Origin of the sequence: Streptomyces sp. NPDC002463 (assembly GCF_042889835.1) — a bacterium.
Classification (GTDB): Bacteria; Actinomycetota; Actinomycetes; order Streptomycetales; family Streptomycetaceae; genus Streptomyces; species Streptomyces nymphaeiformis.
Genome location: NZ_JBIARL010000024.1, coordinates 45,655 through 57,989, shown reverse-complemented (window position 1 = coordinate 57,989; position 12,335 = coordinate 45,655). Strand labels below are relative to the sequence as shown.

At 71.0% G+C, this 12,335-nt stretch carries 8 protein-coding genes; 4 read left to right on the top strand and 4 right to left on the bottom strand.

The genetic code is table 11. The features are described 5' to 3' along the window. Positions 1 to 159: 159 nt before the first annotated feature. From ACFYX3_RS35075 to ACFYX3_RS35060, 4 genes are all read right to left on the bottom strand, one after another. Complete coding sequence (locus tag ACFYX3_RS35075; protein WP_389022463.1) at positions 160 to 345, bottom strand: hypothetical protein; 186 nt, start codon at positions 343 to 345, stop codon at positions 160 to 162. Positions 346 to 368: 23 nt separating this feature from the next. Next, a complete protein-coding gene (locus ACFYX3_RS35070; RefSeq protein WP_389022460.1) occupies positions 369 to 590 on the bottom strand; it encodes a hypothetical protein in 222 nt (73 codons plus the stop codon). Positions 591 to 673: 83 nt separating this feature from the next. After that, positions 674 to 838, bottom strand: coding sequence for a winged helix-turn-helix domain-containing protein (locus tag ACFYX3_RS35065; protein WP_389022618.1), 165 nt, complete (start codon positions 836 to 838; stop codon positions 674 to 676). A 6-nt stretch (positions 839 to 844) separates the two neighbouring features. Continuing rightward, entirely contained in the window at positions 845 to 1,108 is a 264-nt protein-coding gene (locus ACFYX3_RS35060; RefSeq protein ID WP_389022457.1) for a helix-turn-helix domain-containing protein, read from the bottom strand. Between the two features lie 955 nt (positions 1,109 to 2,063). Here ACFYX3_RS35060 and ACFYX3_RS35055 point away from each other — a divergent pair. The 4 genes from ACFYX3_RS35055 (at position 2,064) to ACFYX3_RS35040 (ending at position 12,290) form a co-directional block, all read left to right on the top strand. Further along, the gene (locus ACFYX3_RS35055) at positions 2,064 to 5,903 is read left to right on the top strand and encodes a Pls/PosA family non-ribosomal peptide synthetase (protein ID WP_389022454.1); all 3,840 of its coding nucleotides are present in this window, start codon (positions 2,064 to 2,066) and stop codon (positions 5,901 to 5,903) included. A 1,033-nt stretch (positions 5,904 to 6,936) separates the two neighbouring features. Then, complete coding sequence (locus ACFYX3_RS35050) at positions 6,937 to 7,107, top strand: plantaricin C family lantibiotic (RefSeq protein WP_382657864.1); 171 nt, start codon at positions 6,937 to 6,939, stop codon at positions 7,105 to 7,107. 102 nt (positions 7,108 to 7,209) lie between these two features. Beyond that, a complete protein-coding gene (locus ACFYX3_RS35045) occupies positions 7,210 to 10,149 on the top strand; it encodes a type 2 lanthipeptide synthetase LanM family protein (RefSeq protein WP_389022450.1) in 2,940 nt (979 codons plus the stop codon). Then, complete coding sequence (locus ACFYX3_RS35040; protein WP_389022447.1) at positions 10,149 to 12,290, top strand: peptidase domain-containing ABC transporter; 2,142 nt, start codon at positions 10,149 to 10,151, stop codon at positions 12,288 to 12,290. Before ACFYX3_RS35045 ends, ACFYX3_RS35040 begins: the two co-directional genes overlap by 1 nt. The last annotated feature ends 45 nt before the right edge of the window (positions 12,291 to 12,335 follow it).

Genomic DNA, 12,335 nt, shown 5'->3' with positions numbered 1-12,335 from the left:
TCCCGTGCTGACTTGGTGCTGACTGCGCCGCGTTGAACTCCGACATCTGCGACAGGCCGGGTTCCGCTTGGTGCGCCATGGCCGGTCGTGGCTGCGATCCCCACGTGTGGCGATGCTGGTCCAGTGGGTCGGGTACTGCACTCGAATGCGTGATGCCGGTCAGCCGTTCGCGATCGGGCCGGTGCCGGCCAGGTACCCGTCGACCAGGTCCGGGCTGTACTGGATCTGCTTGAGCCTGCGCTTGACGGTCCGGGTGATCTGACCGAGGTCGGCCGCGGCAAGGTTTCCATGTCGCGCTTGACCGGCGACCGGATGCCCTCCTGGTGGTTCAAGTCCGTTGAGCAACTTGGAAGTTGGAATACGGTGGGTCAGTCCGCATGGTCGTCGATGAACCGGCGCATCGGTTCGACCAGGTGCATGCGCGGGTTGTCCCACACGAGCACGATCGGGCCGCCGAGCTGGATGTGTGCCCTGACCCGCAGGTCGCGCCGGCCGATACCCTTCGGCTCGCCCTTGCGGCCCCGGTGCTCGTGGACCGAGGAGAACATCCGGGACCGCTTTCCCGGCTTGTAGCAGGTCGGCCCGGCCATGGACACCCGGCCCGAGCCCCGCCCACGGACCCGGACCACCGGCGTGCGGCCCCTGCGTCCCCGGCTCCTCGCGCGCGGCGGCGTCATCGACCGGCCGGCTTCGTCCTCGAAGACGATCCGGCCGTCGCACGCCGCCGCGGTGCTCTTACCCGCGGCCAGGTCTCCTTCTTCCAGACCTCGACCGCCTGGTCGTCGCGCTCGATCGCCCGCCGGGCGGGCTGCTGCCAGGACCAGCCGTGCCGCTTCAGCAGCTGTCAGGTGCCCTTCACCGTGCAGCTCACGTGGAACAGTCGGCCGATCAGCGTCTTGATCCGGGCCGGTGTCCAGCGCCGGTCGGCCCAGCCGTGGGCCGGCGGCCCGCGTTCCAGCTCCCGTTCCAGCCTGGCGATCTGCGTGCCGCTGAGCTTCGGCCGCCCAGGCGAACCCTTCGACAGGGCTCCCGCTTCGCCGCGCTCGTGACACCGGAGGCGCCACCGCTCCACGGACCGCTCGCCGACCCGCAGCGCGGCCACGACCACGACAAGTACCGCAAGCAGGTCCGGGCGGTCGGAATCACCCCCGTCATCGCGTGGCGCGGCAGCGATACACGGCTCGGGGCTGGATGTCCGCTGGTGGGTCGTCGAGCAGAGCTCCGCGCTGCTGCACTGGTTCCGCCGGTTACGCATCCGCTGGGAGATCCGCGACGACATCCACGAAGCCTTCCTCGATCTCGCCTGCGGCATCATCTGCCGGCGGCGACTCAAGAACCTCGCACTTCGTTAGGAGTTCCAAGGAGAAGCGGCTCCGATGCGCTGGACGGTGTCGTCCCTCGGAATCCGTACCGCGCTGGATCGAAGTCGGATGGTTCTGAGGTGCCGCGCCCCATCGAGGCAGCCCAGGTGCTCGACCCATGCCCGATCACCACAGCGAAACGGTGACGATGCGCCTGGCCGCAGGCTCAAGCCCCTGGCAGGAGCTGCACGAGAGGGCCGGCCGGACCGGTGGGTCCGTGACCCACGGAGACTCGCTGGGCGTGAAGCAAACGATGCACCTGCCCAGGACGCGCGTGGGCTGAGGGGCATCCCCGGTTACACGGCCCGCCGGGACACGCCCCCGCCATCTCCGCGTGCACAGGATGCGGGCCCGAAAGGCGTGTGTTCATATGGGGCCGTTGGAGCTGAGAGAGACTGTGGCGCCGCAGTGCCCGCGCGGCTGGGGCCGTCCCGCTCGGTGCAGCGCCTCCCCTGGCCCTTTCCGCCCGTGAGCCCCGCATCCTTCCCACGCCCGCCGTGTGTGTTCATGGAGCGCGTCGAGCCCCCGCCGTAAGGAATCTGGATGACCGAGTCGCCCCAGGAGCCGGGTCGGACTCACCGGGAACATCCGCGGCCCGGCCCAGGCGGACGGCCATCTCAACCTGCCAACAGGTACGGCGAGGAGGGCTCCCGGGAGCGCCGGCGGAACTGGCTGGGCGCGGTCTGGGCCGCCGCACCGGCCATGCCCCCGCGTACCCTGCTCGACATCCTGGAGGCGTCCGTACGGGGGTACCCCGACGCACCCGCGCTCGACGCCGACGGCGTGGTCCTCAGCTATCGCGAGCTGTGGGACCGGGCCGGCCTGCTGGCACGTGACCTCGCTGTGCTCGGTGTCGGCGTGGGGGACCGGGTCGGAGTCCAGGTGCCGTCCGGAACCGTGGACCTCTACACCGCCGTGCTCTCGGTGCTCCGCGCGGGCGCGTCCTATGTCCCTGTGGACGCTGAGGACCCGGACCGGCGTGCCGCGGTCGTCTGGGCCGACGCGGAGGTCTGCGCCGTCATCGGCGAAAGCGGGACCGTCCGTCTGGTCCCCGGCCGTGTGCCGTACGGCCAGGCGGGTCAGCCGCGGCCGGCCGACGACGCCTGGGTCATTTTCACCTCCGGCACCTCAGGCCGCCCCAAGGGCGTGGCCGTGACCCACCGCTCGGCTGCTGCCTTTGTGGACGCGGAGGCACAGTTGTTCCTCCGGCACCGACCGCTGGGGCCGGGGGACCGGGTGCTGGCCGGGCTGTCCGTCGCCTTCGATGCCTCCTGCGAGGAGATGTGGCTCGCATGGCGCCACGGTGCCTGTCTGATTCCGGCGCCGTACTCGCTGGTCAGAGCCGGTGCCGATCTGGGGCCGTGGCTGTTGGAGCGCGGTGTCACCGTGGTCTCCACTGTTCCGACCCTGGCCGCCCTGTGGCCGGTCGAGTGCCTCACGGGAGTGCGGCTGCTCGTCCTGGGCGGAGAGGCGTGCCCCGCCGACCTGGTCGACCGGCTCGCCGCTCCGCAGCGCGAGCTGTGGAACACCTACGGTCCCACGGAGACCACCGTGGTGGTCTGTGCCGCCCGGCTGGTCCCCGGTCAGCCCGTGCGCATCGGCGCACCGTTGGCGGGCTGCGAACTGGCCGTCGTGGGCCCGGACAACCAGCCCGTGGCCTGGGGCGAGATCGGAGAGCTGGTGATCGGCGGGGTCGGGACGGCCCGTTACCTGGACCCTGCCAAGGACGCCGAGAAGTTCCGGCCGCACCCTTTTCTGCGCAGCCTCCGCGCCTATCGCAGCGGCGACCTGGTTCGCGCCGATCCTCTGGGACTGGTGTACGTGGGGAGGGCGGACGAGCAGGTGAAGCTGTCCGGCCGCCGTGTGGAACTCGGCGAGATCGATGCCGCGCTCCAGTCGCTGCCCGGGGTACGTGCCGCCGCGGCCGCCGTACGCGCCACCCGGGCGGGCGGCCAGATCCTGGTCGGATACCTGGTCCTGCAGGGGGAAGGCCGCCAGTACTTCGATACCGCTGCCGCCAGGGGCCTGCTGCTCGCCCGGCTGCCCCGGCCGCTGGTGCCCCTGCTGACTGTCGTCGACGGTCTTCCCACCCGCACGTCCGGCAAGGTCGACCGTGACGCCCTCCCCTGGCCGCTGCTTGGGCAGCATGCCACGCCGACAGCTACCACCCCGGGGGCGGACCCAGGGCCGACCGGCACCGCAGGTTGGCTGGCCGACCTCTGGGAGGGCCTGCTCGGAATCCGCCCCGAGGAGGAGAGCGAGTTCTTCGCTCTCGGCGGTACCAGCCTGTCCGCCGCGCAGCTGGTGTCGACACTGCGCGAACGCGTCCCCGGGGTTTCCGTCACCGATGTCTACCTGTGTCCCCGGCTGTCGGACCTCGCCGCACGGCTGGATGAACTGGGGGGCGGCGGCGAGCTCGGGCGCACGATCCTGCCCACTCCCCGCTGGACCGGTGCGGTGCAGCTCGTGGTGGTGACCGTGCTGTGCGCTGTGGTCGGGATACGGCTGCTGGTCGTACTGGCCGCGCTGGACAATCTCCTCGGTCCGCGGTCCTGGACCCCACAGGGCTCATGGTGGCTGATCGCTGCGGGCTGGCTGGCTCTGTACAGCGCCCCCGGCCGCGTCGTGATCGGGGCGGCCGTCGGCCGATTGCTCACCGCCGGGTTCCGACCCGGTACGCACCCCCGTGGCGGCTCGGTGCACCTGCGGCTGTGGGCGGCTGAACGAATGGGGACCGTACTCGGTATGACCTCACTGCTCGGCACTCACTGGGCTGCCCGCTACGCCAAGGCGTTGGGCTGCGCGGTGGGGCAGAGCGTGGATCTGCACGCCATGCCGCCGGTGACCGGGATGGCCCGTTTCGGCTCCGGATGTGTTCTGGAGCCCGAGGCGGACGCGGCCGGCTGGTGGCTGGACGGCGACGTGCTCCGTCTGGGCCGGGTCGAGATCGGGGACGGCGCCCGAGTGGGCGCCCGCAGCGTGCTGATGCCCGGTGCCAAGGTGGGCAGCGGAGCGGATGTCGCACCCGGCAGCTGTGTAGAGGGCGAAGTGCCTGCGGACGAGCGGTGGTACGGCTCACCGGCACGGCGGATATCCGGTGCTCCGCGCGCGGGCCACGGGTGGCCGCAGCCGGTCCGGCGACGCTCACGGCGCTGGGAACTGGCCTACAGTGCGGCCTTGTCGGCCCTGGGGTTGCTGCCACTGGCGGCCTCCCTGCCGGCGCTGCTGCTCCTGAACCGTCTCGTGGGCGACGAACACGGCCTCGGCGCCATAACGCTCGACCTGTTGCTGCTGACCCCGCTGCTCGTCCTGCCGGCGATGGGCTGCTATGCGACGCTGACCGTGGTGCTGGTGCGGATCGCGGGCCGAGTTCTGACTCCCGGGTACCATCCCACGTGTGGCAGGGTCACCTGGTGCGCCTGGTTGGTCTCACGGCTCATGGGTATGGCCCGGACCTCGCTCTTCCCTTTCTACGCGGGCCTGCTGACTCCGTTGTGGCTGCGACTGCTCGGGGCCAGGGTCGGGCGGCGGGCGGAGGTTTCCACCGTGATGGGGCTGCCGGCACTGATGCGGGTAGGCGACCAGGCGTTCCTTGCCGATGACACCCTGGTGGCACCGTTCGAACTGCGTGGCGGCTGGCTCCGGCTGGACTTCTCCTGCGTCGGGCGGCGTGCTTTCGTCGGCAACTCCGGGATCGTGAGACCGGGCCGGGAGCTTCCCCAAGACGCCCTGGTCGGGGTGCTCTCAGATGTCCCCGCGCATGCCGAACCCGGATCGTCCTGGCTGGGCAGACCAGGCTTCTCCTTGCCCCGGGTACGGGAGAAGGGGGATCCCGGACGGACCTGGGCGCCGCCGCGGAGACTGGTGCTCGCCCGGGCAGCCGTGGAGGCGTGCAGGCTCGTACCGATCATGGGTACGGCCTTCATCGGCAGCCTGGCCGCAGTAGCACTCCAGGTGCTCGCCGTACGCTACGGGCTGCTGGTGGCCGCGGCCCTGGCGGGAGTGGTGGTGCTGTGCGCGGGCGTACTCGCCTGTCTGGCCACCACTGCGGCGAAATGGCTTGTGGTGGGGCGGTTCAGGACAGGCCGCCACCCACTGTGGAGTTCCTTCGTCTGGCGGAACGAGCTCTATGACACCTTTGTCGAGGAACTGGCCATACCCTGGCTCGGCCGGCTGCTGCTCGGTACCCCGTTCCTCAACCTGTGGCTGCGCTCGCTCGGCGCCCGGATCGGCCGCGGCGTGTGGTGCGAGACCCACTGGCTGCCCGAGACCGACCTGGTCCGCATCGGGGATGGAGCCTCGGTCAACCGCGGTTGCGTGGTGCAGACGCACCTCTTCCACGACCGGGTGCTGCAGCTGGACCAGATCCGACTGGACGGGGGAGCCACGCTGGGGCCGCACTCCATCGCGTTGCCCGGTGCCTTGCTGGCGGCCGGCACGGTGGTGGGGCCCGCGTCCCTGGTGATGCGCGGGGAGCGAGTACCGGCCAGGACCCGGTGGTTGGGGAACCCGATCGTTCCGAGCACGCCGGCGAGTTCTTGACCGGGATCCGAGAGGTCTACGCGACGTTCCGCAACGGGGCCAGGGGCTGACGTACGGGGCAACCCGTCACCGTGCTGGATCGGTGCTGGATCGCGCCGCGCCATCTGCCGTTTCCGCTGGTGGCAGCGGTGCACTGGATGTTCCGCTTCAAGGTTGGCGACCCGGCGCTCGGCGACAGCCACAGCGGCGCGTCGTTGGTCGAGGCAGCTTTCTCCGGTGCCGTCGGCGAGTTGACCGAGGTGAGCGTCGATGCGTCCGCGGACGAGGGCCTGCTCTTCCGCGCGGTCCCGGAACCGGTCAGGTCCGCTTCGAGCTCTGCCATCGCGCTCAGCGCGCCCTCCACGCCGCGCAGTTCTTCGCAGGGCGGTGCGCGTCTTGCCGGGTGGCTCTCCAGCGGTGTGCACCGCCCGGGGACGGGGCCGGGCCACGAGCGCCTGGGGCAACCGCCGGCAATACGGTCCTCGCGTCCTCGGCGGCCAGGAGCGGCCTCCGGGGGCGGGCAGCTCGCGGACTCCCGGCGAGCGGCGCGGCCGTCCTGGAGTCTCCGGTGGGCCCGCGCGCCGGACCTCGGCCACAGGAGCCCGCGGAATGGACAGCGGCTCTGGTTGCGGTTTTTCCTGCCGGGTGCGGACCGGCCGGCCGTGTCACGGAGATGATCTACGGCCACGAAAGTACCGCGAGCGGAAATTGGCCGATCGCATTCAGGCTCCTATTCGCCGCGCATATCCAGTGCATCCGGTCGCGCATACGACCGCGCACGAATCCGCCGGGAAATGAACTGCACCAAGTTGCCAGCACCCTGGCAGGATTCGGCCAGATGGCATCAAAGCCACAGGTCAACGGCATCTTCGAGGGCTCGCGCGGCATCGCCGGAAACGAATTTCTGCGACCCGCCGGGCAACCGACGGGTTGTGGACTGGCTATCGACGCGCATAGCTTTCCCTCGTCGCTCAGCCGGGCGACAAGCCATGGGTCGTAGGTTTCCGCAGAATGGCCCATTGGATATATGCGGTCGGATTGGATGTGAATTCACATGAACAACTTCGACGGTGACATCTCGCTCATCGAGGAGATCGCGGAGCAGGACTTCGACGGCGTCGCCTACGGCGCGTGCTCGACCAACACGTTCTCGCTGTCCGACTTCCTCGGCAACAAGGGCGGCTGGTGCACGCTGACCAAGGAGTGCCAGCCCAACTGCAGCTGAGCCCGAAGGGCTGAGCACTGACCGGGGGCGGGGAGCGGCTCATGCTCCCCGCCCCCGGCGCAACGTGGAAATCTATCATCTTCCGCGCAGGGAGCCGGAGCATTGATCTCGCCCGCGAAGCTTTACCCGGAACTCGACAGCGTCGAAATCCGCGAAACCATCGAACCCCTCGGCGTTTTCGCGCCCGCCGTCCACGTCAAGCTCTCGGCTCCGTCCGACGTCGCTCCAGAGGCCTCCTCGCCGGCCGCGCTCGCCTGGTCGCTGGAGCCGGAGGAGTATCCGTTCCAGCGCGTGATCCGGCAGCTGGCACTGCCGGCTGCAGGCAGGCTGCTCCCCGAGGACCTCACGGAGGCCGTAGCCGACCTGGACGCCTTCACGCTCCAGGTACTCGGCCGGGCCGAGGCCCGGCTCCGCGACGTGGCGACCCGTACATTGGTCGCCGCGGTCAACAAGGCCTCCACCGACGGGCTGCTGCGGGGGGCGACCCCGCACGAGCGCTACCAGGACTTCGTCACCCGGGCGTGGAGAGACGCCCTGGAGCCGTTCCCGGTGCTCCGCTCCGCGGCCGGCCATGTGGTGCGCAACGCCCGCGAGGCCGCGCGCGAACTGGTCCGGCGCCTCCACGCCGACCGGGACGAGGTGTCCCGGTTCTCCGGCATCGCCCCCGGCGACCCGCTGCTGTCCATCGGCGGGGCCGACGGCGACTCGCACGCCCACGGCAGGGCGGTGAGCATCCTGACGTTCGCCTCGGGGGCCCGCCTGGTCTACAAGCCTCGGGACGTCTCCTGCGAGGCGGCCTTCGGGACCGTCGTCGAGCGCGTCAACGCGGAGGCCGGCTGCGCACTGCCCGCCGCCCGCACCCTGGTGTGCGACGGGTACGGGTACGTCGAGTACGTCGAACAGCAGGACATCGGCGGATTCAGCGTGCCGTTCATGCGGGCCTGCGGCCAGTTGGCCGCCGTGTTCTACCTGCTGGACGCGCGGGACATGCACTTCGAGAACATCCTGCCCACCCGCCGGGGCCCGGTGGCCATCGACCTCGAGACGCTGCTGCACCCCTCCCGGGTGCACACCGGCCCCACCCCGGAGGCCGAGGGCAACGCGTACGACGAGATCGGCCGCAGCGTCTACGGCATCGGGATCCTCCCGTTGGTCCTGGCCGGCAAGAACGAGGACTCCGGCTACGTCGACCTCGGTTTCCTCGGCGGGGACAACCAGGGCGTCTCCCCCTTCAAGACCATGGTCTTCGAGCACCCCTTCACCGACCGGATCCGGGTGCACCTCCAGGCCCGCCCGTCCGAGCAGCGCTCCACCGTGGTCCGGGAGAGCACCGAACAGGAGATCCACGGGCTCGCCGGACAGATGGCCGACGGGTTCCGGCAGGTCTGCGAGGCGGTGATGCGCCGGCCCTCCTGGTGGACCACCCTGCTGGAGGAGCTCGCTCCGGCCATGCGCCTCCGCTACATCCACAACCCGACGTCGCAGTACGCGCAGATCCTGCGGATGGCAGCCTCCGCCGCCGCGATGGCCGACCCGGCGCTCGCCCAGGCCCTGCTGCACAGGATCGCCATCCCCTCCCGGTTCTCCGACCGCAGGCTGGTCGGCTCGGAACTGCGGCAGATGGCCGAACGCGACGTCCCCTACTTCACCGTGCCCGCCACCGGTACCACCGTCCACGACTGCGACGGCGAGGACACCGGCGTCCGGCTCGACCGCACCCCGCTCTCCCGGGCGCTGGCCAAGGCCGCGGCGCTCGACGAGCAGGCGGTGAGGCGGCAGCTACGGCTGCTCCACTCGGCCTTCTGCTCCCGCTTCCCCGACAACCACCTCTCCGGCGGGACCGCCTGGAACGGCCGGGCCTCCACCGGAGAGCGCACCGGCCTGGAGCGGCTCGCCCGGTCGCTGGCCGACGCCCTGACCGCGGGCAGCCTCCCCGACCAGTACGGTCATCTCCCCGCCACCTGGATCGGCCCGCTGGCCTCCGCGCAGGCCGCCCGGCCCTGGCCCTCCGGCGTGCTGGGGTACGACCTGTACACCGGACGCACCGGCCCCGCGCTGGCCCTGGCCGCGGCCGCGGCCCACTTCGGCGACGAACGCTACGAGCGGGTGGCACGCCAGGTCTTCGAGCGCAGCGCCGGCATCCTCACCGACGGCGTCTACGAGCTGCGCAGCATCCGGCAGAGCGGTGCCGGCGCCTACACCGGAACCACCGGCCTGCTGTTCGCCCTGTGCGAGGCCGGGCGAATCCTGCGGGAGCCGGGCTGGGTCAAGGCGGCACAGGACGCCGTGCCGCTGGTCGTGGAGCAGCTCGGCCCCGAGAACACCCCGGAGGTGATCTCCGGGATCTCCGGCATCGCCACGATGGTCGCCTCGATCGGCGGCGACCACAGCCTCGACGCCCTGGACGGGCTCACCGGCCGGCTGCTGGGCCATGTGGAGGAACCGTCGGGATCCTGGTGGGAGCAGTCGGGCTTCGCGCACGGCGTCGCGGGAGTCCTGCACGCCCTCGCCACGCTGCCCGACCACCCCGGACACCGTGTCGACGCCGCCATCGGCGTCCTGACGGACCGCCTGGAGTCCTTCTACGTGCCCCAGGAGCGGAACTGGTCCACCAACTCCGCCTTCCCGGGCCGGTTCTCGACCGGCTGGTGCCACGGCGCCGCCGGCATCGCCATGGCGCTGTCCGCCGTGACCGCCCGGACAGCGGACGAACGGGCCGCCGAGCGCCTGGAGGCGGCCCTCGACAACACCTTCCGGCAGGGGTTCGGACGTAACCTCACCTGGTGCCACGGCGACCTCGGCAACATCGACGTGGTCCGCCGGATCGCCGGCGACGACCAGGAGCTGTCGGAGCGGGCCGCCGCCGTCGAGGCGCGCCGGCTGGGACCTGACGTGGTCGCGGAGAAGCTCGCCGACACCGGCTCCCGCTACGCGCACACCGACAGCGCCATGGTGGGCTCCTCGGGTGTGCTGCTGCACCTGCTCGGCCGCCTCGACGACGCGCGGCACCGGGTGTCGCCGATCTGGCACGGAGCCCTCTGATGGGCCACCGGGTTCCCTCCGTCACCCAGGTCACCCAGACGGAGTGCGGGCTGTGCTGCTGCGTCGCGGTGCTGGGGTACCACGGCCGCACCGAGGACTTCCGGACCGTGCGGGAGGACCTGGAAGCCGGCCGGGACGGACTCGGTGCCAAGCAGCTCGCGGACTTCCTGCGCTCGAGGGGCATGGAGGTCAAGGCGTTCCGGGCCCGGAGCGTGGAGGCCCTGCGGGGCTTCACCGAGCCGGTGATCCTCTTCTGGGAGGACCACCACTTCCTGGTCCTGGAGCGCTTCGACGGCACGACGGCCTGGGTGATGGACCCGGCCGTGGGCCGCAAGCGCCTCACCCGCGACGAGCTGGAGGCCGGCTTCTCCCAGGTGGTGATCGCGGCCTCCCCCGGCCCGGACTTCATCCGGCAGTCCCTCCCCGCCTTCCGGCACTGGCGGTCGCTGCCGCTGGTCCCGGCCCGGGCGGGCCGCCGGATCGCCCTGGTCGCCCTGCTGTCGCTGGGCTCCTACGCGGCGGTGCTGGGCATACCGGCGCTGACCAAATGGGCCGTCGACCGGGACGACGCCTGGAGCGACCTGTCCCAGACGGGGCTGATCGCGGGGGCGGTGGCGGCGGCCGCGATCGGCTACCTGCTGCTGTGGATGCTGCGCACCGCCGCGCTGGCGGGACTGATCGCCGTGACGGGCCATCACCTGATGAGCCATGTCTTCAGGAGACTGCTCTCCCTGCCGTACAAGTTCTTCGCCACCCGGCAGCCCGGCGAGCTGCTGTTCCGCCTGAACACCGTCAACAGCGTCCGGGACCTGCTCTCCTCGCGGATCGCCCAGGGTGTCCTGGACGTGGGGACGCTGGCCTGCATCGGCGTCTACCTGTTCGTCACCGAGTGGCGCATCGGCTTTCTGGCGCTCGCGCTGTTCCTGCTGAACGCCGGCTTCCTGTGGCTGAGCCGGCACCGGGTGAAAGAGGTGACGGACACCGAGCTCGCGCTGCTCTCCCGCTCCCAGTCCACGCAGCTCGACGCCATCGTGTCCGTCCCCACCATCAAGATGGGCGGCTACGCCGGCCGGTTCGCCGACGAATGGGAGGCGACCTACGGCGCCTCGCTGGACGCGATGCGCACCCGGATGCGGATCCAGCAGGGCTGGATCTCCGGAATCGCCGCCACCACGCAGATGTTCGGCCCGCTGGCGCTGCTGCTCGCCGGCCTGCACTTCGTGTCGCGGGGGACGGTGACCATCGGATCGGCCATCGCCGTGCAGGCCGTGGCGGGCACCTTCTTCGCCTTGAGCACGTCCGTCTTCCAGATGCTGACGGAGATCACGGAGACCTCCCGCTACGTGAGCCGGCTGAGCGACATCACGGCGCACGAGAGCGAGCCGGAGGGCGGGCCCCTCACGGAACTCCACGACACCTCGATACGGCTGCGGGAGGTGTCGTTCCGCTACACCCGGCACAGCAGGCCGGTGCTGGAGGACGTGTCGCTGGAGATCCCGGCCGGCGCGAAGGTGGCGTTCGTCGGCGCGTCGGGTTCTGGAAAGTCCACCGTCGGGCGCGTCGTCTGCGGGCTCCACCAGCCGACCGGAGGGGCGGTGGAGTTCTGCGGCCACCCCATGAGCGCCTACCGGACCGACTTCCTGCGCGGGCAGATCGGGTACGTCCCGCAGGAGGTGCACCTGCACAACCGGACCATCCTCGAGAACCTGACCCTGGGCCAGGACATCGACGAGGCCACCGTCCGGGAGTACTGCGCGGCCGTGGGGATCCTCGACTTCGTCGAGGAACTGCCGATGGGGCTGCGGACCCTGGTGTCCGAGATGGGTTCCAACTTCTCCGGCGGGCAGCGGCAGCGGCTGGCCATCGTGCGGACGCTGTTGCAGCGGCCGCGGGTCATCGTCCTGGACGAGGCGACCGCCTCGCTGGACACCGCCAACGAGCGGCGGGTCTCCCGGATCATCGCGGAGACCGGCGCCACGCAGATCGTCATCGCGCACCGGCTGGCGACGATCCAGGACGCGGACCTGATCCACGTACTGGACCGCGGCCGGATCGTGGAGCGGGGGACGCACGAGGAGTTGCTGGCCCTGGGCGGGGTGTACGCGGGGCTGTACGCGGAGCCGGTGGCGGGGGCCGTATGAGGGCCGGTGGGCATGGCCGTCCGGTCACGACTGTTCAAGGACGAG

Coding starts and splice junctions, on each gene's coding strand:
- ACFYX3_RS35070 (WP_389022460.1), bottom strand. CDS start 590: ATGGCCGGGCCGACCTGCTACAAGCCGGGAAAGCGGTCCCGGATGTTC.
- ACFYX3_RS35055 (WP_389022454.1), top strand. CDS start 2,064: ATGCCCCCGCGTACCCTGCTCGACATCCTGGAGGCGTCCGTACGGGGG.
- ACFYX3_RS35050 (WP_382657864.1), top strand. CDS start 6,937: ATGAACAACTTCGACGGTGACATCTCGCTCATCGAGGAGATCGCGGAG.
- ACFYX3_RS35040 (WP_389022447.1), top strand. CDS start 10,149: ATGGGCCACCGGGTTCCCTCCGTCACCCAGGTCACCCAGACGGAGTGC.